The organism is Faecalicatena sp. Marseille-Q4148 (assembly GCA_018228665.1).
Lineage (GTDB): Bacteria > Bacillota > Clostridia > Lachnospirales > Lachnospiraceae > UBA9414.
Map to the genome: position 1 here is coordinate 46,217 of CP073692.1, position 24,091 is coordinate 70,307.

The window sequence follows — 24,091 nt, forward strand, 5'->3', positions numbered from 1 at the left end:
AAAAAGTATAGCATACCAAAGGATACTTGTATATCTTTGGATTGCAAAGTAAAATATGGTATAGTAAAATAAATCGGAAGAAAAAAGAAATCAGGTGAAGGATAAAATGATACAGGATATTATGCCGCATCATTTCGACAATCAATATATTCCGCAAAAACCAAAAGAGGAAAGCTTTGTGCTGTTGTATGATGAAGGAAAAACACTTATTCGGAAAGAAAATGAAAATATCTCTTTTGTAACAATCAAAGAGGCAAAAGGGGTTCTGAAAGTGAGAGAATTACAGTGGACATATTTATTTTCCATTGATCAAATGCGCTTTTATCTTCTTTCCGAGGAACAGGAGAAGATACTTTGCAGAAAGCTTCTGGAACGGAAACAATGTCAGGCAGAGTATATGACATTTTTTCGTACAGCGAAACCGCAACATATGGCATTTGCTGCTGTGACAGGAGATCAGATCCACCGTTGGTACAGAAGCCGCGTATTCTGCGGAAGATGCGGAAAGAAAATGATGCATGATGAGAAAGAAAGACTCATGCGCTGCCCGGACTGCGGACAGATGGAATATCCGAAAATCTGTCCGGCGGTAATCGTAGGAGTTACGGATCATGACCGGATCGTATTAACGAAATATGCCGGACGCGCTTATAAAAAATACGCGTTAATCGCAGGTTTTGCAGAAACCGGAGAAACGATTGAGGATACCGTACGCAGGGAAGTCAAAGAAGAAGTAGGATTGCATGTGAAAAATATACGGTTTTATAAAAGTCAGCCGTGGTCTTTTTCAGATACGCTGCTCATGGGATTCTTCTGTGAGCTGGATGGCTCTGATAAAATAAAAATGGATGAAGAAGAGTTAGCTGTTGCACAGTGGTGCAATCGGGAAGAGGTTCCGGTGCAGGAAGAGGATATCAGTCTGACAAGTGAGATGATGTGCATATTCCGGCAGGGAAGAGAAAAACAGTGATTGACAACTCCCTATATAAAATATATACTGAAATAGGAGAAGAGCATTTGCGATTATATTTATATAGTTGTTAAATGCTCTTTTTTTGGTTTTATCTGAGCTTTTGGTATATCAACGAATGCCCGGAAGAAATAAAGAAAGTTTACAGGAGGCTGCAGGTATGGAAAAAATAAAAAAGCTGAATTGGAAACAGCTGGGAATGGACGTGCTGGTAGATATTGTAGGAGGGATTTTGATCGCAATCGGAGTTTATAACTTTGCATCTGCGGCGGAATTTCCAATGGCAGGATTATCTGGAATTGCATTAATCTTTTATTATTTATTTGGGACACCAATCGGTGTGGTTTCAATGCTTTTAAATATTCCGATTGCAATCTTTTGCTATAAGATTCTGGGACGGGATTTCTTTATCCGCTCCATCAAATCAATTATTATTACCTCTTTTATTATGGATGAGATTGCACCGTTATTTCCATTATACGAAGGAGACAGACTTCTGGCGGCAATCTGTACGGGAGTAATTTCCGGTTTGGGATATGCTTTGATTTATATGCGAAATTCCTCTACCGGTGGAGCAGATTTCATTATGATGTCTATTAAAGCAAAAAAACCACATTTATCTCTTGGAAAAATTGTATTTATTATGGATGCAGTGATTATTGCAGCCGGGGCATTTATTTATAAGGAAGTAGATGGAATTATTTATGGAATGATTGTTACTTATCTTTTATCCTTTGTAGTAGATAAGGTAATGTACGGGATTGATGCCGGCAAACTTACCATGATTGTAACCGAGAAAGGCGATGAAGTGGCTCAGGCGATTGATAACATTTCAGGCAGAGGTTCCACATTGCTTCGCGGTGTGGGAAGCTATTCGAAAGAGGAGAAACAAGTTGTCATGTGTGCCTGCAACAACAAACAAATGTATGCGATTCGTCAGGCGGCAAAGAGAATAGACGAAAAGTCATTTATCGTGATTATGGAATCCAATGAAGTTGTAGGAGAAGGATTTAAAGAGGATTAATTTCAGAAGTAAAAGAAAAATCTGTCTGTCAGAACATATCTCGGGATATGAAACTGACAGGCAGATTTTTTTTAAAGAAGCAGACTCATAACAGTCGCATAGACTTCAGGATTTTTGGTGGACCAGTTGGTAGAGATAGTAATCGCCTCTTTTTCTGTTGGAACAGTTAAGGTCAGATCAATCAACGGGATTTCATTCTCCAGTACCTGACAGCGAACAGAATATTCCTGGTGGTTATTTTTATAATAATCAGCCTTTACAGAAACTTCGTTTTTCAGATCGTATTTCTTTTCCCGCAGAAATGTATCGATATCATCGAGAATTGCAGGCGGGATTTTGGATTTGAAGAACTGTATTGTCTCCATGCCGGAATCTGTCAGATGATACAAAGTGCGGTTATGCGCCTGTTCTTCGTAGAGAAAACCGGTATCGACCATCTCAGAAATTGCCTGCTGCAGTTTGAAATAGTTTGTGTAGCCCTTATCCAGAATAAATTCGGAAATTTGACCATTGGTTAATGGGAAATCAATTTTTTGCAGCATTTGAAGAATAATCAGTTTGTAAAGTGCCAGTGTTTCAGACATTGAGGAATCCTCCTTTATGATTTATGAAATAAATTTATCATCTTCTGTATATTTACCCTGCCAGATATCATGTTCTTTAAAATATCGGGCAGTCTGATTCAGTACATTTCGCTTATCAGAAGTCCAGAGAGGGGCGATCAGAAGGGATTTTGGTCCGTCACCGGTAATGCGGTGAATAACGATATCCGGTCGCAATGTGCAGATACACGCTCCAAGAAGTTCCAGGTATTCTTCCAGAGAAGGAAGAGGAAAAGGATGCTGTTCGTAATAGGATGCGAGATCTGTATGTTTCAGAATATGAAGGAGCTGAAGCTTGATTCCCTGAATGTCCTGAGTGTTCAGATAGCGGATTGTGTCAAGCATCTGTGAGGGAGTTTCGCCCGGAAGAAATAAAATCGTATGGACGATGACCTCAATGCCGGCTTTGCGAAGCCGTGTGACAGCGTCTTCGAAAACAGAGAGAGGATAACCGCGGCGGATGAAATCAGCGCTTTTTGGATGGATCGTCTGGAGACCAAGTTCCACCCAGACAGGTTTTTGAAGGTTGAGTTCTGTAAGCAGTTCAATTACATCTTCTCCGAGGCAATCCGGCCTTGTAGCAATGGAGAGCACGCAGACTTCCGGATCAGAAACAGCTTCTTCAAATAACTGCCGGAGATGTTGGACTGGCGCGTAGGTATTCGTATATGCCTGAAAGTAGGCAATATAGGAATGACCGTTGTATTTTTCTGAAAGGGAGGCTTTGCCGAGAGCCAGCTGCTCTCTGATGGAGAGGGCACGGTCACCCGCGAAGTCACCGGAGCCGCCTTCGCTGCAAAAGATACATCCGCGGCTGCCGCACGTACCGTCCCGGTTTGGACATGTCATGCCGCCGTCAAGAGCAATCTTGTAAAGTTTTCTGCCATAATGCTGTTTTAAATAATAGTTTAAAGAATAGTAGCGTTTATCATCCCAAAATCTCATAAGGTATCTGCTCGGCTTTCTTGTGTTGTTGAAAAACTGCGGTCAGGCTGATCGCATCACTTTCATTTATCATAACATTGATAATACATGAAATCAATGTCCGAAAAATAAAAATAAAAGGGCTTTCTATTTTAAAAAAAATGGTATATAATTACAGCATAGATCATATTTGCCGGTTCGGCAGGAATCCCACATGGTAAGTAATAACTAAATAAAAGAAAAGATATCAGTCATTCAGAAGGGAGAATTCAATGAGAGAGAAGTATGAATCCTTATCTTTGGCAGCCTTAAAAGATCTTGCAAAAGCAAGAGGATTGAAAGGTGTTACAGCAATGCGTAAAGCAGAGTTAGTTGAAGTGATGCTTGAAGAAGATGAAAGAACAAAGCCAATACAGGAAGAAGAAAGAGACACTGAAAACGAGACAGAAAAAACCGATGTGGTAAGGCAAACCAGACCGGAAAACAGAGAAAATAATAGAGAGAACGTAAGATATGAAAGAAATGAGTACCGTGAGAGACGGGATTACCGGGATATGCGGGAACAGAAGGGGGACGAGCCGCCGACAGATATTGGTCAGTTGGACAGCGGTCAGACGGTAAAAGGAATTCTTGAGGTAATGGCGGACGGATATGGATTTATCCGGTCAGCAAATTATCTTCCGGGTGAAAATGATGTTTATGTATCGCCGTCCCAGATTCGCCGTTTTAATTTGAAGACGGGAGATATTATTGAGGGAAATACAAGGATTAAAACGCAGTCGGAGAAATTCAGCGCACTTTTATATCTGACAAAGATCAATGGTTTTACACCGGCACAGGCAGCCGGCAGATATAATTTTGAAGATATGACGCCGATTTTTCCGAATCGGAGAATACGCTTAGAGAGCGGAGGAAGCAGCACAGCAATGCGGGTTGTGGATCTGCTTTCACCGATTGGAAAAGGACAAAGAGGAATGATTGTTTCTCCGCCAAAGGCAGGTAAGACAACATTACTAAAAGAAGTTGCGCTTTCTATTAAGAGAAATCATCCGGAAATGCATCTTCTGATTCTTTTAATTGATGAACGTCCGGAAGAAGTAACAGACATTAAAGAAGCCATTGAAGGGAAGAATGTAGAAGTAATCTATTCTACTTTTGATGAACTTCCGGAACACCATAAGAGAGTTTCTGAAATGGTAATTGAGAGAGCCAAACGTCTTGTGGAACATAAGAAAGAAGTTGTAATCTTACTGGACAGTATTACAAGACTGGCAAGAGCGTATAACCTTGTCGTACCGCCAAGCGGCCGTACACTGTCAGGTGGTCTTGATCCGGCAGCGCTTCATATGCCAAAACGCTTCTTTGGAGCAGCCAGAAATATGCGTGAGGGAGGAAGTCTTACAATTTTGGCAACAGCGCTTGTAGATACGGGAAGTAAGATGGATGATGTCATTTACGAAGAATTTAAGGGAACCGGTAATATGGAGCTTGTTCTCGACCGTAAGCTTTCTGAGAAGCGGATTTTCCCGGCTGTGGACATTATGAAATCAGGAACAAGAAGAGAAGATCTGCTGCTGAGTCAAGAGGAATTGGAAGCCGTTTATATTATGCGCAGAGCGCTTAATGGTATGAAAGCGGATGAGGCGGCGGACAGTATTCTGAATATGTTTGCCCGTACGAAAAATAACCGGGAATTTGTCCAGACAGTCAAGAAAACGAAATTAATCTAGCCGATAGACCGTTCATAAGATAAAAAGAGCCTGATTCTGTGAAAAGGAATCAGACTTTTTTTCGTATTTTAAATAGCAGTTTTATGTTAGATGGAGGGAATAATGGAAGAACAAAAGAAAACAGTACATGATTTTAGGTTTATCGGAAGAATACTGACTATTTTGAAAATTTTACAAGAAGAGACGGATGAGTATACAACCATTTCGCAAACGGAGATTAAGAATCTGATGGAAGAATACGAGCATCCTTGTTCGGAGAGAACACTGACAGATTATTTAAAAGTCATGATGAAGGAACTGAATCCAGAAGATGAAGATGGAGTTGTGGACAGTTTTTATGGGATTGAGGATTATAAGATTATTGTCAAAGGACTAGAGGATAAACTTCATGCACGCGATATAGGACTGAAGAGAGAAGGATCAAAAAAATTACAATTAAGAAAACTCAGATACAATCAATTATTTTCGTTTGAAGAGTTGAATCAGATTATTGAGGCGGTTCTTTTTTTGAAGAATATAGATACAAGTACAAAAGAAAAACTGATTAAAAAGCTTCAAAAGGTAACCAGCATGAATTATCCGAAGTATTCACCATTTATTAGTGAGACAACCGGAAAAATCAGTACAAATATCTCTAATGTTTATGAAGATTCTCGTGTAGACGAGGTTATGGTCAGAAAGAATCTGAAAATCATACGTCAGGCAATCGAAGCTAATAACAATATTGGAAATAAAATCGCATTTCATTTTAACGGATATAATGAGAAAAAAGAATTGATACCGAGACGAAAGCCATCAGGGGAGATCATGACATATGTGGCAAATCCGTACTATGTGATTTTGTATAATGGGAAATATTATTTGGTGTGCAGCGTAGATCCTTATGACGATGTTGGCTTTTATAGAATTGATCTGATGTCTGATATTACCGATAAAACGAAAGTATCGGTATTGGATGGTGAAACTATGGTGTCAGAGAGGAGAAAACCAAAGAGAATGGTGAAAGGTCTTCCTGTTGAATGGAATGATACAATTGCATCTGAGTTTCAGGCGGAACATATGTATATGTTTTTTGGTCAGCCATGTACGATACGATTAAAATTGGATAAAGACCGATATACACTTTTACATGATTATTTCGGAGATCGCTATACGTTTGTAAAACATATTGACGATAGATGGGATGAAGTAGAAGTAACGTGTGTTCTAAAAGCAATGGAATCCTGGGCAATGCAATGCTCAGAGTATGTTGAAGTATTGAAGCCGGTTGAGCTGAGAAATAGCATTTTCGAAAAGTGCAGAGGGCTTCTGGAGCGTTATAGATAGGGAAAGACTGACAAAGGAGAAAATAGTTATGAAGAAAATAGAAGAAATCGTCGCATCCTTAATAGATGCAGCGGATACTTGTGAGGAAGTGGAAGAGTATTTTAAAAATGGGAACACTCCAAAAGGCCCCTATATTGATTTAGCGAAGTATTTTCTTGATGATAATTATTTGAAGCGTTCCAAAGGTGATGAAGCATATAAAAAATGGTTAAGAGAACTGATTCATACCGAAAGAGAACAGGAGTCGATTGTTTTAAGTGTCCTGAAGAAAAAGTATCAAACAAAAGAGTGTTTGGAAAGGTTTGTATTTTTATTAAATGGATTATCTCCGCAGTTGAATCAAAAGTGGCATTTTTTCATAGGGTATTGGGGTTTAAGAGAGTATATTACAAAATATCCCGAAAACAATTCTGACAGATTAACACCACTAAAAAAAGGAAATAAGGCTTATGACGGAAATCCTTTTAAAAAATGTACGGAAGGAGAAATTTGGTACAATTGTATGATGGATATTAAACAAAAGAATCTTTAAAAATACTAATGCATATGAAAGAGAGAGAAGATTAAAAAATTTCAGGAATAGGGAGTGCTTTTTTGTTTTCGGCAATATGTTGCGTGTTTGCAGGTGTATAATATAAAGAGTAAACAAAAGAGAGAAAGAAAACAGGAGGGCGCTTATGATGGCAAAAGAAATCAGAGAATCCATTAAAACAATTTATGGTATGCTTTGGGAAATTTTGGCACTGTATGAAAAAACAGACTGTTATAACAAAGTTCCGGAGAATGAGAAGGAAAAGGACATCTGGGATTACCTGGGTGACAAATTGATGAGTGTTCGAAAGAACATCGATATGTTGTTTCTCGGACAAGAGGAACCGGCACAAAGATTGCGAGAGATCGTAGATGAAACAGAAGCGTTTGTCAGACGCTATGAAAGGCCGGGAGTCGTAAAAAGGTGGAAACGAATAAATCCACAAATCTTATTTTTTGAGTGTTCTTTTGAGATTATGGAAAAATTTCCGGAAGTGTATAAAGAAATCAGTTGGGGGTTATCAAATTTAAAATTGGCATGTTATCCTGATGAAAATTTAATAGCAGCAAGAAAAAAATATTTTGCAGAAGCGAATAGAAAGATTGAAGAGGGAAATCTCCAGTATACGGAAGAAAGAGTGTTTCAGAATGAACTTTTACGAACATTAACCTTAGTCTTTGAGCATGATTTCAAGGAATATCTTTAAAGGAGAAGCGAGAATTATTCAAAGCGGAAGAAGAACATTTTTGAAAAACAACTTGCAAAATATAAAAAGATATGTTACAATAACAGAGCTGTTTAAGAGACATTGATTGCGGGCATTCGCCGGCAAGTAAAATTGCGAACGGCCGAGTGCTATCGCGTAACATAACATTATGAATAGAAGAGGTGAAAAACATGAGAGAAGGAATCCATCCAGAATATCATCAGGCTACTGTAACATGCAACTGTGGTAATACATTCGTAACAGGATCTACAAAGAAAGATATTCACGTAGAAATCTGTTCTAAATGTCATCCATTCTACACAGGACAGCAGAAAGCTACTCAGGCTCGTGGCCGTGTTGATAAATTCAACAAGAAATACGGAATTAAATAATGATGTCCGAAGGTTGAGGTTTTCGAATCTCAACCTTTTTGAGTATAAGGAGAGGATGTATGAAATCATCTAATATAGGCGGTCAGGCAGTGCTGGAAGGCATTATGATGAGAAATGGCGGACAATATTCCGTTGCAGTAAGAAAGCCTGACGGCGAGATTGCCGTTGACATACAGGAATATAAAAGCGTTGTGAAAAAATGGAAAATGCTGACAAGGATTCCATTTATCAGAGGTGTATTTAACTTTATTGATTCCCTTGTGATTGGTATGAAGACACTTACATATTCTGCAAGCTTTTACGAAGAAGAGGAAGAGAAGGTTGTACTCAGTGATGCAGAGGCAAAGAAGCAGGAAAAGAAAGAGAACTTTATGATGGGAATGACTATCACATTTTCGATTTTGCTGGCAGTGCTTTTGTTTATGGTAGTCCCGTATGGAGCAACAAGTTTTCTGAAAAGATTCGGGTTGTCGAAGACGATGTTTGCAGTCTGTGAAGGAATCATCAAGTTGGCGGTATTTTTACTTTATATTTGGGGAATCTCCAAAATGGAAGATATTAAACGGGTTTTTATGTATCACGGTGCAGAGCATAAATGTATTAACTGTATTGAACATGGACTGGATCTGACAGTGGAAAATGTTCGAAAGAGTTCAAAAGAGCATAAGAGATGCGGAACAAGTTTTCTGCTTTTTGTGATGGTTGTCAGCATTATAACGCATTTTTTTGTTCAGTTTGATTCTAATGCTGTGAATCTTATCGTGCGCATTGCGCTGCTTCCTGTAATTGCAGGGATTTCCTATGAGTTGATCCGACTTGCCGGAAGAAGTGAAAACACGATTGTGAACGTTCTGAGTAAACCGGGACTTTGGCTTCAGCGCCTGACAACAAAGGAACCGGATGACGAAATGATCGAAGTTGGGATTAGAGCTGTGGAGGCTGTATTTGACTGGAAGGCGTTTTTTGAAGAAAATCCGGAAGTGAGAGTAAGGTAATGGACGAAGGAACGATATGTTTAAAAGAAGCGCTGGAATATGGAATCAACAGACTTTCAGAGGCAAAGATCAGTGAAGCAGAGTTGGATGCATGGTATCTGCTTTCGCATGTTACAAAAATAGATCGAGGGACTTATTTTGCAGAAATAAAACGCCCACTTACAAAAGAGCAGGAAAAATGTTATCTGGAGTTGATTGGAAAACGTGCCGACAGGATTCCGCTTCAGCACCTGACAGGAGAACAGGAGTTTATGGGGCTTACGTTTCAAGTTAATGAGTATGTACTGGTACCCCGTCAAGATACAGAAATCCTTGTAGAAGAAGCGCTAAAGACTGTGTGTCCGGGGATGCGGGTTCTTGATATGTGCACCGGATCAGGGTGCATTTTGTTAAGTCTGCTTTGGTATGCAAATAAAAAAAACGGGCTGGTTTGTGGAAAGATTAATGAAGAATTGTGGAAAAGATTTGCAGTTACCGGCGTCGGTGTGGATATTTCTGAAGATGCACTGAATGTTGCTGAGAAGAATCGAAAAGCTGTTTTAGGAGCTTTGGCATCGGCAGCAATTTTTCAGGAAAGCGATCTTTTTGCACAGATTGAAGGAAGGTTTGATATGATTGTATCAAATCCGCCTTATATCAGGACAGCTGTGATTGCGACACTGGAAGAAGAGGTGCGCTGCCATGATCCGCTTCTTGCGCTGGACGGAAAAGAAGATGGATTATATTTTTATGAGAGAATTATAGAGGAGAGTCCTGCCTTTTTAAAACAAGGAGGAAGGCTTTTATTTGAAATCGGGCATGATCAGGCAGAAGCTGTTTCTGAGCTGATGAAGCGAAGAGGATTTGAACAGATCCGGGTGAAAAAGGATCTGGCAGGTCTTGACCGCGTCTTGTCTGGCGTGTACAATGGTTAGAGAGTAGGAGGAATTAACAATGTTTGATAAATTAGAAGATTTGCTAATTCGTTTTGAAGAGATTATGGGTGAACTGCAGGAACCGGATGTTGCCAATGATCAGGTACGTTTCCGCAAGCTGATGAAGGAGCAGGCAGATCTGACACCTATCGTAGAAGCATATACAGAATATAAGAATGCAAAACAGGCGATTACAGATAGTGAAGAAATGTTAGAAAGTGAATCTGACGAAGAGATGCGCGAGCTTCTTAAAGAAGAGTTATCTTCTTCTAAGAAACGTGTGGAAGAGCTTGAACATGAGCTGAAGATTCTTCTTCTTCCAAAAGATCCGAACGATGATAAGAATATTATTGTAGAGATTCGTGCCGGTGCAGGTGGAGATGAATCAGCGCTGTTTGCAGCAGAAGTGTATCGTATGTATGTACACTATGCAGAGAGCAGACGTTGGAAGACAGAGATGATTTCTTTCAATGAGAACGGAATCGGTGGATTTAAAGAAGTAGTATTTATGATCAGTGGACAGGGAGTTTACTCCCGTATGAAATACGAAAGCGGTGTACACCGTGTACAGCGTGTTCCGGAGACAGAGTCCGGCGGACGTATCCATACATCTACAATTACAGTAGCAGTTATGCCGGAAGCAGAGGAAGTGGATGTTGAGATTAATGAGAAAGATATCCGTATTGACGTTATGCGTGCTTCTGGTAACGGTGGACAGTGTGTCAATACAACAGACTCAGCGGTTCGTTTGACACATTATCCAACAGGAATTGTCATCTACAGCCAGACAGAGAAGTCACAGCTGCAGAATAAGGAGAAGGCTTTCCGCCTGCTCCGTTCAAAGTTATACGAGTTAGAACTTGAGAAACAGCAGTCAGCAGAGGCAGAAGCGAGAAGAAGCCAGATCGGTACAGGAGATCGTTCAGAGAAGATCCGTACTTACAACTTCCCGCAGGGACGTGTGACAGAGCACCGTATCAAATTGACACTGTATAAGATTGACGCTATTATGAATGGTGATCTCGATGAGATTATTGACAGTCTGATAGCAGCAGACCAGGCTGCAAAACTGGCGAATATGCAGGAATAGTATATAAAGAAGAAATCGGTTTACAGATAAATTGTAGCCGATTTCTTTTTTTGGTGCGCCTTGCGGCGCACGTCGCTAATGGGTGAAAGTCCCTAATCCGCCCTAGTAGTAGGAAGGATACAGCCAATGACAAGGGTGTCCACTGTGAGGTGGAATCTGAAGGAAGTCAGATGGCAAATCTCTGGTCTGACGAACAGAAACCACATGAGGCTATAGTTAAGGATAAGGCTGCCAAACAAGTCAAAGTCCAATAGCTACTCGGAATTAATTATAGTAGATGTGGCAGATATATGGAGAGAAAGTGACGTGTGGTACCAGGGGAGGTCTCGTCAGCAAGCGGAAACAGAGTATGAAACTTGTAGTAACAACGAATGACGAGAAGTCAGCAGAAGTCATAGTGTGCGACTTGAAAGTCGTTACTTTAATTGCAGAAATGCTGCTACTTCTTTCTCGTAGTATCCCTATCGGTAAATGCCTAGTAAGAAAAGAACGGTGTGAAGCAACCGAGACAAAGTGAGAAAAGTGGAAATCACATCTGCTCTATTGCGAGGGAAAGATGTATATGATTAACAAATGTGAACTGTTGTAAGGGTCGTCACTCACGAACAGGTGAAAGTGGTTGTAATATGAAACAGAGGTTGAGATAAGAGATTTGATGTCTCTTTTTGGAGAGAGATGTTTCCTTGCTTGCGAAAAGAGTATGAAGAGGATACTGGGAAGAGAACGAAATTTTTGTTGTAAGGTTTGTGAAAAGTACTGTATAATGGAGGAAAGAAACGGAGACGAAAAATTGAATTTTATGAGGTAATTATGTTTAGAAAAATGAGAAGAGTTAAGCAACAGCTCTCAGACGAAGAGTGTATTGCTGTGTTAAAAACGGAAACAAGAGGTGTGCTATCAATGCTCGATGCTGATGGATATCCTTATGGCATACCAATGAATCATTGGTATTGTGAAGCTGATGGAAAATTATATTTTCATGGTGCAAAGGAAGGACATAAAATCGATGCAATTCAAAAATGCAATAAGGTTTGTTATACTGTTTTTGATAAGGGCTATCGCAACAAAGACGAATGGGCTTTGAATGTTAAAAGTGTTGTTGTGTTTGGAGAAATTAGCCTTGTTACCGATAAAGAAAAAGCAAATGTAATTTGTTCAGCGTTATGCCGTAAATTCACAGAAGATGAAGAGTATTTAAGACGAGAATTAGAGAGTTCTCTTTCAAAAGTACAATGCCTTGAACTTACACCAGAACACATAACAGGCAAACTTGTTAATGAGTCTTAAATAAAAAACTTCTAGTTCCCATGTCGGTTAATATGAAGAGGATACTGGGAAGAAATCGAGATTTTTGTTGTAAGCCTTAAAAAAAATACTGTATAATGGGGAAAAGAAATGGAGACGAAAATTAGAAGTTTACGATTATGGTATAGACAATTCGTATGTATAATTGTTATTTGTACTGAGAATGTTAGGTATATACTAGCTTAGAAAAAGGTGTGGACTTCAGAAAGAAAAAATATGGAGAGGTAGAATTTAATGAAATTTGCAGATAGTTTGAGAAATATAAAACCATTGAACGAGACTGATATACTAACAAGTAAGATTGAATATATTTGTAAAAATATATATCCTGAAGAAATAAAACGAGAATGTTATAAACAAGCTCAACTAGGTAGAAATGTCGCTAAAGTAGAAAAATCTTTCTATAAAACTGAGTTAGGAATTAGTTTTTCAGTTGATTTTGAAAAGAAATCTTTCTTTAAAATTAGAAAATCTGATAAGGAAAGTCTTGCTGAAAGAATAGTCCAAGAAACTTTAGGTAATGTGGCAAAAGACTTAGGATTGAAATTAATTAGCGTGAGAAGTGTATATTCAAGTATTCCTGATGCACGTAGTACATATGATGTTGTTGTAACTTTTAGTTGGTAAGGAGAAGTTGATATGAGTATGGATTTTTTAACAATTGATTGTGAATCTAATGGTCAAGATGTAGAAATAATGATTGATATCCAAACGGGAGTTAATTATATTAGAACAGGAAATGGAGGGGTATGTCCTAGATACAATGCTGATGGTACTTTAGTAATAACACCACCAGATAAATTAAAAGAATTGGATAATGATGCTGCTGAAAAGTTAGAAAAAATTCTAAAAAACAGTTTTCCTTATAACTTTTAATGATTAGTTATAATAGATTAAAGTAGTGTGATGTATTTTGCGTCAAATTTGTTAAGAACTAAGTATATAAATTCAAGTTTTCGTGTCAATTAAGCAGTTAGTCTACAAAGGCTAATTGTTTTTAAAATAAGGTATTTCCCTTTGAGATTTGGTATACTTTCCCAGTTCAGTATCTCCTGCCAAATCTTATTGTGGGGGTATTTGAGATGCTCTCTTCCCTATTGAGGCTTTATATTACTATACTACGACATAGCAGACAGAAAGGTATGGTAAAATTAAGGGAAGAGTTCATAGATATTTTGATGCGTATGTTTATAACACTAAGGTTATTGCCACATACGCTCATAGCTCGATTATAAAGACATGTATGCCTATTGCAGCAGACCAGGCTGCAAAACTGGCGAATATGCAGGAATAGTATATAAAAAAGAAATCGGTTTACAGATAAATTGTAGCCGATTTCTTTTGTCATTAAAAGAAACAAGTGATAAAATCTATCGAAGGAAGTAAATACATACATTCAGATAATGAAGAGGCAAGGGAGATATCAAAACACAGTAAGTCACGAAAAGGAAGTTTTAATTGTAATATCTACAAAAAATATTGTATAATGGGAACAAATAATAAAGATATTAAAACAGTAAATATTGCAAGGAAGTGTTGTTATGTGTGATGTAAAAAAGTATGAGAACATATATCAAGAAATAGAAAAACTAAAGCCAGAAGATACCTTACAGCTAGTGTTAGAGGCAGAAACAGAAGAACAAAGAGAATTCTATGAAGTGGTTGGAGATTTTTTACTTCAGAAAAAACAGAGAAAAGTAATTGAAAGGAATCTGTTTTGATGAAAAAGTATATTTTGATAGCAGGAGTAAATGGCGCCGGAAAGTCGACGCTTTATGAAACATTAGATGAATTAAAAGAAATGCCACGTATAAATACCGATGAAATTGTAAAAGAATTGGGTGATTGGAAAGATATGTCTATTCTAATAACAGCTGGAAAAAAGGCAGTTAAACTATTGAATCAGTATTTGATGGAAGGAACTTCATTTAATCAAGAGACTACATTGTGTGGAAAATCGATTTTGAGAAATATAAGAAAAGCAAAGGAACTAGGATATTGTGTCGAGTTGCATTATGTAGGGGTTGATACGGTTGAAATTGCAAAAGAAAGAGTAAAATTGAGAGTAAGCAAAGGAGGACACGGAATACCAGAGGCTGATATTGAAAAACGTTATATAGAAACATTTCGTAATTTAAAAGATATTTTAAAAGAGTGTGACTTAGCAGCATTTTATGATAATACAGAAAGATTTCATCGCTTTGCCATTTTTCGAAATGGTCAAGCTGTCAGGGTATCAAATACCTTACCAAAATGGATGGAAGGAAAAGGTATTATATAAAGTACATTCTATAAGGCTGTTTATATATAAATCGGTTTACAGATGAATCTGTAGTCGATTTTTTTTGTAAAAGAAGACTATAGCCATATCAGGTAACTTTGTGATAAAATATTTTCTGTACGGCGATATCTGATAAGGACAGGAGGGATTTATATGCCGGCGCTTTATGCACATAATCAATTTGGAAATAAAGTTTTAAGAAAACTGGATGAAGAGAATCGTAAGCGGGCACTTCGCTATTTGCCTTTGTTTCGAATCGGTCTGCAAGGACCGGACTATCTTTTTTTCTATCATCCATTTCAGAAGAATGAGATTAGTGGAACCGGATATCGGATCCATGAAGAATCTGCATTGGGATTTATTGAACATGCGCAGAAAATCATAGAAGAAAATGGAATGGATTCTCCGGAATATGCATATGCATTAGGTTTTATCTGCCATTTTGCACTGGACAGTGAATGTCATCCATTTGTGGAGTCTGAGATTCTTCGAACCGGTGTCGGACACATTGAGATTGAGAGCGAATTTGAAAAGCATCTCATGAGAAAGAATGGCGAAGAACCATTGTCTTATCCGATTGGAAAGACATTTCCAACAGATCCGAAAACGGCAGGGATCGTTGCAGAATTTTATGAAGGAATTACTCCAAAGTATGCCTGCAGATCACTGAGATCTATGCGCTTTTGTAAAAATGTATTGACAGCTCCATGCCCGGTAAAGCGAGCGCTTATCGACATTGGGATGAGAATTTCAGGGCAATATGAATCGCTTCAGGGACATTTGCTTCGTCCAAAAGATAATCCAAAGTGCAGTGAAAGCATCATCGGACTGGAGAAACGGTTAGAAGGAGCGGTTCCGGTTGCGCTTGGATTGATCAGAGATTTCGAGTCCAGTGTAGAAGTAGGAACAGAATTAAGTGATCGATTTGATCGGAATTTTGAGTAACGGGTTTGAGAAGGATGAGGATCGAGGAGGATATCTGATTGGAAAAAACAAAACTGACAAAATTAGAAAAGTACTGGATTTTATATGATGTGGGGAATTCAGCGTTTATTTTGCTTGTCTCAACAATCATACCGATTTATTTTAATGCGATGGCAGAAGCAGCAGGTCTGTCGGAAGTGGAGTATCTGGCATACTGGGGATATGCGGCGTCTGTCTCTACCATTCTGGTAACACTGATCGGACCGGTATTTGGAACGATCGCAGATACAAAAGGTTTTAAAAAACCTATCTTTATTGCCAGTATGATGGTGGGTGTGCTTGGATGTGCGGCGCTTTCTCTGCCAAAGTCATGGATTGTCTTTTTGGCAGTGTTTGTAATTGCAAAAGTTGGTTATTCATCAAGTCTTGTGTTTTATGATGCAATGCTTTCGGATGTGACCACTCATGAGAGAATGGATATGGTATCTTCACATGGTTATGCGTGGGGATATCTTGGAAGCTGTATTCCGTTTGTACTCAGTCTTGCGGTGGTACTGCTTTATGAGCAGATAGGCATTACAATGACAACAGCGATGGCAATCGCATTTTTCCTGAATGCAGCATGGTGGTTTCTTGTAACCATCCCATTGCTGAAAAACTATGAACAGATTCACTATACAAAAGATCATAAACACCCGGTAAGAGAGAGTTTTCAGAGACTTGGACATGCGTTTCGGGATATAAAGAAGCACAAGAAAATATTTTTATTTCTCATTTCATTTTTCTTTTATATTGACGGCGTATATACCATTATCGGGATGGCAACTGCTTACGGAAGCGCATTGGGACTGGATGCAATGAATCTTCTTGTGGCACTCCTTGTGACGCAGATTGTAGCATTTCCATTTGCACTGCTTTTTGGAAGATTGGCTAAGAAGTACGAGACAAGCAGTCTGATTAAAATCTGTATAGCAGCTTATGCAGGGATTGCTTTGTTTGCGATTCAGTTGGATAAACAGTGGGAATTCTGGATGCTGGCAGTCTGTGTGGGAATGTTCCAGGGAGCAATCCAGGCATTGTCCAGATCTTATTTTGCAAAAATTATTCCGCCGGAAAAAGCAGGAGAATTTTTCGGGATTTTTGATATTTGCGGAAAAGGCGCAGCTTTTATGGGAACTGCTCTGATGGGAGTTTTTGCTCAGGTAACAGGCAATGCAAACGGGGGCGTTTTTATTTTAGCAATTATGTTTGTAATAGGATTTTTTGTGTTTGTGAAAGCGAATCGGACAAAAGCAGTATAGTATTGTGAAATAGAAAGAGGTATTATGTTAATTGAATTTAAACGTCCGCAGCTGGAAGATAGAGAAGTGATTTCAGAATATTTCTGGAACTATCCGTCCAGGAGCTGTGACAGAACATTTGTAAATGGATTTTTATGGTCAAGATTTTATAATGGTGGTTTTGCAGTTATTGAAGATACACTGGTATTTGAAGATGAATTGAATGGAAAGTATTCTTATTCTTATCCGGCAGGAACACCGGAGAATATCAAAAAGGCAATTCTGTGCCTGGAAGAACATTGCAGAGAAAAGGGAGCTCCTTTTGCGCTTCATGCAGTGACGCCGGAGCAGTTTGCACAGTTAGAACAGTTATTTCCGGGAAAGTTCCAGATAGAATATAACAGAGACTGGGCAGATTATGTTTATGAATCTGAAAAGCTGGCTACATTGTCTGGTAAGAAACTTCATTCCAAACGAAATCACGTTAATCGCTTTATGGCAACTCATGATAACTGGACTTATGAAAAACTGACAAAAGAAAATGTAGAAGAATGTTTTCAGATGGCGCTTCTGTGGCGGAAAGAAAACGGATGTGACGATGATGAAGATAAAAATGAAGAAATGTGCGTAACATTGAATTCTTTGCGGTTATTTGAGGAATTAGGAGTTGTTGGAGGAATTCTTCGTGTAGATGGCAGAATTGTAGCATTTACGATGGGAGAACCAATTTGTGAAGATACGTTTGTCGTGCATATTGAGAAGGCATTTGCAGATGTGGACGGAGCTTATACAGTGATTAACCAACAGTTTGTACAGCATGAATGTTTGGATTACAAGTATGTAAATCGAGAAGAAGACACCGGGGCAGAAGGGTTGCGAAAAGCAAAATTATCTTACAAGCCGGTATTCCTTGTGGAAAAAGGAATGGTAACCTGTGTAGAGCAGGAAGATTTAGAAAAAATTAGTTGTAATAAGTAGGTGCAAACATTATAGCGGGAAAAGCAGGAGCTGTTGCGTCAGTAGATTTGTCTGCTGATACAACAGCTTCATTTTATGTTCTAAAATACTTTCTATAAATAAATTGGCATATTATTCTTTGGTCAATCCCATAATGTGGATTCCATTGACTTCTACACTGTCATCCATCTGAATGACGATACAGCGGCGTCCGTCGATAATTTTTGTTTCAATCAGGTCGGTACGGTCTGGATTTACCTGAATAGTAATGTTTGGTGTTTTGACTTCAAATTTTCTTGTACTGGCAATGTTTGATACAAGAAAAGAAGACTGATCACTTCCGGTAGAGGCTTCATATTGACGGTCAAATTCTTCCAGATGTTCTTCCGTTGCTCCGCTGCTTGCAAGAAGTCGTTTTACTTCTGTTTTATCAAGAGAGAGAGGTTCCGGATTTTCTTTATTCTCTTCTGCAATTTCATTTAATTTTTCATGGATATTTTTGACAACTTCATAATCGCATTCATTTCCAAGAGTTTCTTCAATAATTGTATGGAAGCTTTCCTTCTGAGTCTTTGCGGTAAGCGGAATCCGGCAGCCGAGGAATTCTTCTACGAATTCAGATTGTAATTCCTCAGGATTTTTTGAATAGTAGAGGAGACTGTGGATGTCGCTGTTTCGGTCAGTAAAAGCAGGGAACAGGAATCCTTTTTGCGGAACTTCCACAATCCAGTCACGAATTCGATCCATAATGCTATTTGTTTCTTCGTTGTAGCAGAGTCCGGCTTTAGATAATTTGACCGGACAGATACTGCAAAGAAGGTGTTCGTAGACATATTCGGAGGAATCAAACATTTCATCTCCGTCAGATGCTTTGCCCGGAATATCGTAGGCAGCGTGAATCAGGATAATATAATAATTTTCACCATAGGAGTAATGTTCGATTACTCTGTCGTAAAATTCATCCAACAGCACATCGTCTTTTAGCTTGCTGTCTCTTAATTTCAGAAGAAATGTCTGAGCGCCATCAGAGAGTTCCTGTTCCAGTGGGAACTCCAGATTGATCAGATTTTTCCCGATGGTTCCGGAAAGGGTTTTTTTGAAAATATCAAAATATTTAAACATTTCTTCTTCAGGAAGAGAGAGGAATGCTTCTTTTAGTTCTGTTTTTCGTTCCTTCTCAGCATCTACATAGCATCCGCAAATGCGGGTAATGGCGCAATTGGAAGGAGAAAACTGTTTTTTAATTTCTGCAACTTCTTTTTTATTCATGTAATTTTACCTCGTGTTATGTATTATTTCCATGTCACATTTGCAATCCTGCGCGGAGCAGTTCTTTCATAAAATACATGGGGATATCCAAGCAGCATACAGGCATGGATTGTTTCATCCGGAGAAAGTGAGAGCCATTCCCGCACAGCCGGGATTCGGTTAGCAATACCGGCGAGATAACCGTTATAGAGAGCGCCAAGTCCGTTGGATACAGCCATTAATTCCATATTCTGCGCAGCCAGTCCTGCATCCAGAGCAGTATCTGCGGTAATGAACACAAGCGCCGGAGCATTGCGAAACAGAAAATCATCGTGACGGTCAGCGTTTCGGCGTTTGTAAAAGCTGGCAAATGGAATCAGTTCACGGGGAATCGATCCCGCTTGAGCAACAATGAGAGAACCGATCTCATCCCAGAGTAATTGCTTGAAGGAATCGAGCTCTTTCTGAACAAAAATGAAGTGGCAGCTCTGGGAATTTTTGGCAGTGGCGGTATAACGTCCGGCCTGGAGAAGTTCTTCTAACAGATGCTGTGAAATCGGTTCCGGTTTGTAATCGCGTATACTGCGGCGAAACTTGATTGTGTGCAGCAGTTGTTCCGGAGAAAATTCAAATGTTTCTTTGCGATATGTTTCTACATCTTCCATATCGTATTCCGGAATACTGACAGCAGAAACCGGACAAATTGCAACACAGTGTCCGCAGAGAATACACGGCCCTTTTATGTGGGCAGTGCCATCTATAAGTTCAATGCGGCTGCCGACACAATCGCCGGCACAGGCGCCGCAGCCGATACATTTATCCTGATCAATAAAAACCATTTTGGACCTCCTTATATATGTCAGATCGGATAAAAAATCCGATGGGAATCTTATAGTATTGTATGAAATCGTATCGGGAAAATCAATGGTTTCTTTGAAAAACCGGTATAGATTTTTCAGAAAGCCTGGAGTACAATGAGACTGCATAAGAAAAATAAGAAAGGCAGAGTGATAGATATGGACAAGAAAATTATTTTGGCATCTGCATCTCCACGACGGAAGGAATTGATGACATTAGCGGGATATACATTTGAAGTAAAGGTTAGTGAGAAAGAGGAGTGCTATAAAAGTAATATACCGGAAGAGATTGTAAAAGAGCTGGCGTTTCAAAAGGCAGAAGATGTGGCGGGACGGACAGCGAAGAAGAAACTGGCAGTCATTGGGGCAGATACGGTTGTGGCAGTGGATCAGGAGATTCTCGGGAAACCAAAGACAGAAGAAGAAGCTTTTGCCATGATCCGCAAAATCGCCGGAAGGACACATCAAGTCTATACGGGCGTGGCAGTGCTGGATTTCGATGATGCCGGGAAATGTACAGCGACAAGCCATGCAGTCAAGACAGATGTGACGGTGTATCCAATGACAGATAAGGAAATACAGACTTATCTGTCATCGGAGGAAGTTATGGATAAAGCGGGAGCCTACGGAATCCAGGGACGGTTTGCCGTATTTATAGAGAAGATTGACGGCGATTATTATAATGTGATGGGTCTGCCGATTTCCTATCTCTATCATGTGCTGGAAGACGGAGCTCAATTGGCGGAAGAATCGGATGTTCTGCGGACTGTCGGGAAGTAATGATAATCATTCCGTTTCTTAAGGAAATAATAAACCGACAGGAAAACGGTCATACATTCTGCAATTGGCACTGCAAGCCAGATGCCATTTACACCGATAAAGTATGGGAGAATGAGTATGTTTGCAGTAATTAAAACAAATGTCCGGACGAAAGAAATGACAGCAGATATCTTTCCGTCTGAAAATGCTGTGAACATGGAAGAGGCAAATATATTTATGCCTGCAAACAAATAGTTCAATGAAAACAGAAAGAAACCGGTGTTAGCAATTCTGAAGGTCTCGGAGTCAGCCGGTGTAAAAATCTGTACAATTACCGGAGAAGAAATCAGCGCAAGCACGGTGATCAGTACTGAAGAGATGCCGATGAAGCAAAGACAGATTTTAAATACCTTCTGCAGCATTGGATGATTTTTGCTTCCATAGTTGAAACTGATAACAGGAGCGACTCCCATAGAGAAGCCCATATACAAGGCGTTGAATAAAAATTGTCCGTACAATACGATGGTAATGGCGGCAACACCGGGCTCACCAAGAAATTTCAGCATCATAATGTTGAACAGGTAAGTTACAACTGCGTTAGAAAGGTTCGTTACCATTTCAGAAGAACCGTTTAGACAACTGTCTTTTAGCACGCGAATCCGGATGCGAGGTTTGACAAAATACAGTGAATGCCTGACAAAGAGGAAGTAAATCGTGCCGACAACCGCAGGGATGAGCTGACCGATACCGGTGGCGAGCGCTGCACCGCGCACGCCCATTTGCAATGGTCCCATAAAAAGATAATCGAGAACCATGTTGGCAAGACCGCCGCTGATTGTCAGAATAAGCCCGAACACAGGCTTTCCGGCTGTAACAAAAAGTGTTTGAAATAATAATTGTAAAATACAGGCCGGAGCCAGATATAAAGAGACGCTAAGATAGCCAATACAATCATCAAGAAGCACATCTGTAGCTCCTAATACACGGGAAATCGGTTCCAGAAATACATTTCCGATGCCCATTAGCAGAAATCCGGCAATCAAACCGGTCAATATGATGAAAGAGAAATCTTCGCGTGCACTGGCAAAATCTCCGGCGCCCATTTTACGCGCAATAATAGCGCTTCCGCCGGTAGCAAGCATAACGCCGATGGCAATGACGAGGCTAATGGCAGGGTATACGATGTTTGTGGCTGAGAGCGCATCTGTTCCGACCAGGCGGGAGATAAAGATTCCATCTACAATTGTATAGAGCGACATAAAAACCATCATGATCATCGTCGGAAAAGCAAACTGCAGCAATGAAAAGAAGTTAAAGTTTCTGGCAATTGAATTTTTCATGATATGTCATCCTTTCTTTTTAATTGAACATCTGATATGATAAACTATAGAGTAACACGATAGTCAAGCAGAAAAAAGGAAGAATTGAAAATGAATAAGAGCAGATATTTAAGTACCGGAGAATTTGCAAAATTGAGCAGAACAACGAAGCATACATTGTTTTATTATGATGAAATCGGATTGTTTTCGCCGGCAATCAAATTGGAAAACGGATATCGGTATTATTCTTACAGTCAGTTAGATGTGTTTGATGTGATCTGCACCCTTAGAGATCTGGATATGCCGCTTGAGAAGATACAGGCATACATGAAAGGCAGGACGCCGGAGAAGCTCATGGAAGTGCTAAAAGAAGAGGAAGAGATTATTGCGGGAAGAATCAGACAGCTTCGCAGGACAAAGGAATGGGTTCGGCGCAAAATGCTTCATCTGGAAACGGCGATGCAGATGGATGCAGATGAAATTGCTGTTTGTCAGGAAGCAAGCCGATATTTAGTTACGAGATATGTAACATCGTCTAACGAAAAAGCGTGGGCAAGAGCAATCGGAGAATTGTATGAATATTGTGAGAAGTATGAGCTGCAGAGTCCATATGCGATTGGGTACCGTCTGGATATGAAAGATGTCCGCAGAAAGAAATACACCAATTATCATACCGTCTATGAAATGTTTGACATAAGACCTGGAAAAGTAGCATGCTGTCTGCGCCCGGCAGGAGAATATCTGACAGCCTGTCATCGTGGAGACTGGCATAAAGTAGGCGATACTTATGAGCGTATGATTGCTTATGCTGACGCCCATGACCTTTGTCTGGGAGAATATTTCTATGAAGATACAATGATTGACAGTCTGACAGCAGAGCAGGAAGAGGCGTTTGTGACGAAGATTATCTGTCCTGTTGTAGAAAAAAACTATGTTTCCGGTGAACAGAAAAATAGGCAAAGAGAAAAATAGATAAACAGCAAAATGGGAGATAAAACAGGGGATACAGTACTATTTGAAGGTACTGTATCCCCGCGCTATTATATGGTGTTATTCTTCCCCGCCTAATTTGCTGGCAACAAACCAGCCGGCGATAAATGTTACGATACCGAGTGCTAATAACGGAAGAGAGAACTGGCTCCAGTCCGTTTTCATAAGAATTGCAATCGGAGATGCAAGAATCAGACCAATGATTCCGTAATATGCGTGAATTTCTGCTTTTTTAAAGATAAATTCAATCAGTTTGGCAATGGCAAAAATTCCGATGACAATGCCAATGCCGAAAGGAACTAAAATTCCAAATACACGAAGAATTTCATTTAGATTGAAAGCAATCAGAGCGTCTATGAAGTCGTTGATCGTTTCAATGATCGTATCATAATAACCGAGCAGCATCAGCATCATAGAACCGCTGACTCCCGGAACAACCATTGTGGCAGCAGCTATGATACCTACGGCAAATAGTTTTATCACATTGATCAGACTAAAGCTTACATCAGCGGCAGCTCCGCCATTTTCGCCAAGAACAGCCATTAGAATTACGATTCCGAAGAAGATAAAAAACGGAATCAGTTTGCCAACAGAAACTGAGTGTCCTTTTACTTTCTTAAAGATAAATGGAAGACTTCCGGCGATAAGACCGCAAAATGCGAAATTAGTTGGAATCGGATAGTTTGCTAACAAAAATTCAAATAATCTTGAGAGCAGTACAATCGCAAGTCCTGCGCCTGCAAAAATAGGAAGAAGTAATTTCATACTTTCTTTAAATTCACTTTTTAAATGAGTAATAGAATGGATCAGCTTATCGTAAAGGCCCATAGCGACCATCATAGTTCCTCCGCTGACGCCGGGAATGATGTTAGCGATTCCTACAACCATACCCTGTAAGATTTTTTTTAACATAGTAGTTCTCCTTGATTTTATATATTTTTTGTTTTCATACAGCAAGAACAGTTT

The 24,091-nt window shown here is 39.5% G+C and carries 27 protein-coding genes; 21 read left to right on the forward strand and 6 right to left on the reverse strand.

The window, feature by feature from the left end:
• Positions 1–106: 106 nt before the first annotated feature.
• Both nudC and KFE17_00280 read left to right on the forward strand, forming a co-directional pair.
• Positions 107–970 carry an NAD(+) diphosphatase gene (gene nudC, locus KFE17_00275; protein ID QUO32238.1) on the forward strand — a complete coding sequence of 288 codons (864 nt, stop codon included), beginning with the start codon at positions 107–109 and terminating at the stop codon, positions 968–970.
• Positions 971–1,139: 169 nt separating this feature from the next.
• Complete coding sequence (locus KFE17_00280; GenBank protein QUO33568.1) at positions 1,140–1,994, forward strand: YitT family protein; 855 nt, start codon at positions 1,140–1,142, stop codon at positions 1,992–1,994.
• Positions 1,995–2,065: 71 nt separating this feature from the next.
• On the opposite strand, the gene KFE17_00285 is transcribed toward KFE17_00280, so the two are convergent.
• Positions 2,066–2,578 carry a DUF4364 family protein gene (locus tag KFE17_00285; protein QUO32239.1) on the reverse strand — a complete coding sequence of 171 codons (513 nt, stop codon included), beginning with the start codon at positions 2,576–2,578 and terminating at the stop codon, positions 2,066–2,068.
• Between the two features lie 21 nt (positions 2,579–2,599).
• Positions 2,600–3,541: a TIGR01212 family radical SAM protein gene (locus tag KFE17_00290; GenBank protein QUO32240.1), complete on the reverse strand. Its 942-nt coding sequence runs from the start codon at positions 3,539–3,541 to the stop codon at positions 2,600–2,602.
• A gap of 251 nt (positions 3,542–3,792) precedes the next feature.
• On the opposite strand from KFE17_00290, the gene rho reads away from it, so the two are divergent.
• The 17 genes from rho (at position 3,793) to KFE17_00375 (ending at position 17,973) form a co-directional block, all read left to right on the forward strand.
• A complete protein-coding gene (gene rho, locus KFE17_00295) occupies positions 3,793–5,250 on the forward strand; it encodes a transcription termination factor Rho (GenBank protein ID QUO32241.1) in 1,458 nt (485 codons plus the stop codon).
• Positions 5,251–5,352: 102 nt separating this feature from the next.
• Complete coding sequence (locus KFE17_00300; protein ID QUO32242.1) at positions 5,353–6,576, forward strand: WYL domain-containing protein; 1,224 nt, start codon at positions 5,353–5,355, stop codon at positions 6,574–6,576.
• A 28-nt stretch (positions 6,577–6,604) separates the two neighbouring features.
• On the forward strand, positions 6,605–7,108 hold the full coding sequence (locus KFE17_00305) for a hypothetical protein (GenBank protein ID QUO32243.1): 504 nt from the start codon (positions 6,605–6,607) through the stop codon (positions 7,106–7,108).
• Between the two features lie 145 nt (positions 7,109–7,253).
• Positions 7,254–7,814 carry a hypothetical protein gene (locus tag KFE17_00310; GenBank protein ID QUO32244.1) on the forward strand — a complete coding sequence of 187 codons (561 nt, stop codon included), beginning with the start codon at positions 7,254–7,256 and terminating at the stop codon, positions 7,812–7,814.
• 191 nt (positions 7,815–8,005) lie between these two features.
• On the forward strand, positions 8,006–8,206 hold the full coding sequence (rpmE, locus tag KFE17_00315; GenBank protein ID QUO32245.1) for a 50S ribosomal protein L31: 201 nt from the start codon (positions 8,006–8,008) through the stop codon (positions 8,204–8,206).
• A gap of 59 nt (positions 8,207–8,265) precedes the next feature.
• A complete protein-coding gene (locus KFE17_00320) occupies positions 8,266–9,201 on the forward strand; it encodes a DUF1385 domain-containing protein (GenBank protein ID QUO32246.1) in 936 nt (311 codons plus the stop codon).
• Positions 9,202–9,215: 14 nt separating this feature from the next.
• Positions 9,216–10,115: a peptide chain release factor N(5)-glutamine methyltransferase gene (gene prmC, locus KFE17_00325; GenBank protein QUO33569.1), complete on the forward strand. Its 900-nt coding sequence runs from the start codon at positions 9,216–9,218 to the stop codon at positions 10,113–10,115.
• Positions 10,116–10,134: 19 nt separating this feature from the next.
• Positions 10,135–11,205: a peptide chain release factor 1 gene (gene prfA, locus KFE17_00330; GenBank protein QUO32247.1), complete on the forward strand. Its 1,071-nt coding sequence runs from the start codon at positions 10,135–10,137 to the stop codon at positions 11,203–11,205.
• A gap of 349 nt (positions 11,206–11,554) precedes the next feature.
• The gene (locus KFE17_00335; protein QUO32248.1) at positions 11,555–11,722 is read left to right on the forward strand and encodes a hypothetical protein; all 168 of its coding nucleotides are present in this window, start codon (positions 11,555–11,557) and stop codon (positions 11,720–11,722) included.
• A gap of 293 nt (positions 11,723–12,015) precedes the next feature.
• Positions 12,016–12,492, forward strand: a complete 477-nt coding sequence (locus KFE17_00340; GenBank protein QUO32249.1) for a pyridoxamine 5'-phosphate oxidase family protein — start codon at positions 12,016–12,018, stop codon at positions 12,490–12,492.
• Between the two features lie 252 nt (positions 12,493–12,744).
• Positions 12,745–13,137 carry a hypothetical protein gene (locus KFE17_00345; GenBank protein QUO32250.1) on the forward strand — a complete coding sequence of 131 codons (393 nt, stop codon included), beginning with the start codon at positions 12,745–12,747 and terminating at the stop codon, positions 13,135–13,137.
• A 12-nt stretch (positions 13,138–13,149) separates the two neighbouring features.
• Positions 13,150–13,386, forward strand: coding sequence for a hypothetical protein (locus tag KFE17_00350; protein QUO32251.1), 237 nt, complete (start codon positions 13,150–13,152; stop codon positions 13,384–13,386).
• 665 nt (positions 13,387–14,051) lie between these two features.
• Positions 14,052–14,231 (forward strand): hypothetical protein, encoded by a 180-nt coding sequence (locus KFE17_00355; GenBank protein ID QUO32252.1) that lies wholly within the window; start codon positions 14,052–14,054, stop codon positions 14,229–14,231.
• Positions 14,231–14,791 (forward strand): zeta toxin family protein, encoded by a 561-nt coding sequence (locus KFE17_00360; protein QUO32253.1) that lies wholly within the window; start codon positions 14,231–14,233, stop codon positions 14,789–14,791. Before KFE17_00355 ends, KFE17_00360 begins: the two co-directional genes overlap by 1 nt.
• A gap of 153 nt (positions 14,792–14,944) precedes the next feature.
• Entirely contained in the window at positions 14,945–15,736 is a 792-nt protein-coding gene (locus KFE17_00365; GenBank protein QUO32254.1) for a zinc dependent phospholipase C family protein, read from the forward strand.
• 38 nt (positions 15,737–15,774) lie between these two features.
• Positions 15,775–17,016, forward strand: coding sequence for an MFS transporter (locus tag KFE17_00370; protein ID QUO32255.1), 1,242 nt, complete (start codon positions 15,775–15,777; stop codon positions 17,014–17,016).
• Positions 17,017–17,037: 21 nt separating this feature from the next.
• Positions 17,038–17,973, forward strand: a complete 936-nt coding sequence (locus tag KFE17_00375) for a DUF2156 domain-containing protein (GenBank protein QUO33570.1) — start codon at positions 17,038–17,040, stop codon at positions 17,971–17,973.
• 111 nt (positions 17,974–18,084) lie between these two features.
• Here KFE17_00375 and KFE17_00380 read toward each other — a convergent pair whose 3' ends face one another.
• On the reverse strand, positions 18,085–19,221 hold the full coding sequence (locus KFE17_00380) for a DUF4317 domain-containing protein (GenBank protein QUO32256.1): 1,137 nt from the start codon (positions 19,219–19,221) through the stop codon (positions 18,085–18,087).
• A gap of 23 nt (positions 19,222–19,244) precedes the next feature.
• Positions 19,245–20,039: a nitroreductase family protein gene (locus KFE17_00385; GenBank protein QUO32257.1), complete on the reverse strand. Its 795-nt coding sequence runs from the start codon at positions 20,037–20,039 to the stop codon at positions 19,245–19,247.
• A gap of 177 nt (positions 20,040–20,216) precedes the next feature.
• Between KFE17_00385 and maf the strand changes: the two genes are divergently transcribed.
• Positions 20,217–20,837 carry a septum formation protein Maf gene (maf, locus tag KFE17_00390; protein QUO32258.1) on the forward strand — a complete coding sequence of 207 codons (621 nt, stop codon included), beginning with the start codon at positions 20,217–20,219 and terminating at the stop codon, positions 20,835–20,837.
• Here the strand turns inward: maf and KFE17_00395 are convergent.
• Positions 20,792–22,156, reverse strand: a complete 1,365-nt coding sequence (locus KFE17_00395; GenBank protein ID QUO32259.1) for an MATE family efflux transporter — start codon at positions 22,154–22,156, stop codon at positions 20,792–20,794. The two genes, maf and KFE17_00395, sit on opposite strands and share 46 nt — an antisense overlap.
• A 90-nt stretch (positions 22,157–22,246) precedes the next feature.
• On the opposite strand from KFE17_00395, the gene KFE17_00400 reads away from it, so the two are divergent.
• Positions 22,247–23,107: a MerR family transcriptional regulator gene (locus KFE17_00400; GenBank protein QUO32260.1), complete on the forward strand. Its 861-nt coding sequence runs from the start codon at positions 22,247–22,249 to the stop codon at positions 23,105–23,107.
• A 78-nt stretch (positions 23,108–23,185) separates the two neighbouring features.
• Here the strand turns inward: KFE17_00400 and KFE17_00405 are convergent, their stop codons facing one another.
• Complete coding sequence (locus tag KFE17_00405) at positions 23,186–24,037, reverse strand: DUF368 domain-containing protein (protein ID QUO32261.1); 852 nt, start codon at positions 24,035–24,037, stop codon at positions 23,186–23,188.
• Between the last annotated feature and the right edge of the window lie 54 nt (positions 24,038–24,091).

Coding starts and splice junctions, on each gene's coding strand:
- nudC (QUO32238.1), top strand. CDS start 107: ATGATACAGGATATTATGCCGCATCATTTCGACAATCAATATATTCCG.
- KFE17_00285 (QUO32239.1), bottom strand. CDS start 2,578: ATGTCTGAAACACTGGCACTTTACAAACTGATTATTCTTCAAATGCTG.
- KFE17_00290 (QUO32240.1), bottom strand. CDS start 3,541: ATGAGATTTTGGGATGATAAACGCTACTATTCTTTAAACTATTATTTA.
- rho (QUO32241.1), top strand. CDS start 3,793: ATGAGAGAGAAGTATGAATCCTTATCTTTGGCAGCCTTAAAAGATCTT.
- KFE17_00300 (QUO32242.1), top strand. CDS start 5,353: ATGGAAGAACAAAAGAAAACAGTACATGATTTTAGGTTTATCGGAAGA.
- KFE17_00305 (QUO32243.1), top strand. CDS start 6,605: ATGAAGAAAATAGAAGAAATCGTCGCATCCTTAATAGATGCAGCGGAT.
- KFE17_00310 (QUO32244.1), top strand. CDS start 7,254: ATGATGGCAAAAGAAATCAGAGAATCCATTAAAACAATTTATGGTATG.
- rpmE (QUO32245.1), top strand. CDS start 8,006: ATGAGAGAAGGAATCCATCCAGAATATCATCAGGCTACTGTAACATGC.
- KFE17_00320 (QUO32246.1), top strand. CDS start 8,266: ATGAAATCATCTAATATAGGCGGTCAGGCAGTGCTGGAAGGCATTATG.
- prfA (QUO32247.1), top strand. CDS start 10,135: ATGTTTGATAAATTAGAAGATTTGCTAATTCGTTTTGAAGAGATTATG.
- KFE17_00335 (QUO32248.1), top strand. CDS start 11,555: ATGAAACTTGTAGTAACAACGAATGACGAGAAGTCAGCAGAAGTCATA.
- KFE17_00340 (QUO32249.1), top strand. CDS start 12,016: ATGTTTAGAAAAATGAGAAGAGTTAAGCAACAGCTCTCAGACGAAGAG.
- KFE17_00345 (QUO32250.1), top strand. CDS start 12,745: ATGAAATTTGCAGATAGTTTGAGAAATATAAAACCATTGAACGAGACT.
- KFE17_00350 (QUO32251.1), top strand. CDS start 13,150: ATGAGTATGGATTTTTTAACAATTGATTGTGAATCTAATGGTCAAGAT.
- KFE17_00355 (QUO32252.1), top strand. CDS start 14,052: ATGTGTGATGTAAAAAAGTATGAGAACATATATCAAGAAATAGAAAAA.
- KFE17_00360 (QUO32253.1), top strand. CDS start 14,231: ATGAAAAAGTATATTTTGATAGCAGGAGTAAATGGCGCCGGAAAGTCG.
- KFE17_00365 (QUO32254.1), top strand. CDS start 14,945: ATGCCGGCGCTTTATGCACATAATCAATTTGGAAATAAAGTTTTAAGA.
- KFE17_00380 (QUO32256.1), bottom strand. CDS start 19,221: ATGAATAAAAAAGAAGTTGCAGAAATTAAAAAACAGTTTTCTCCTTCC.
- KFE17_00385 (QUO32257.1), bottom strand. CDS start 20,039: ATGGTTTTTATTGATCAGGATAAATGTATCGGCTGCGGCGCCTGTGCC.
- maf (QUO32258.1), top strand. CDS start 20,217: ATGGACAAGAAAATTATTTTGGCATCTGCATCTCCACGACGGAAGGAA.
- KFE17_00395 (QUO32259.1), bottom strand. CDS start 22,156: ATGAAAAATTCAATTGCCAGAAACTTTAACTTCTTTTCATTGCTGCAG.
- KFE17_00400 (QUO32260.1), top strand. CDS start 22,247: ATGAATAAGAGCAGATATTTAAGTACCGGAGAATTTGCAAAATTGAGC.
- KFE17_00405 (QUO32261.1), bottom strand. CDS start 24,037: ATGTTAAAAAAAATCTTACAGGGTATGGTTGTAGGAATCGCTAACATC.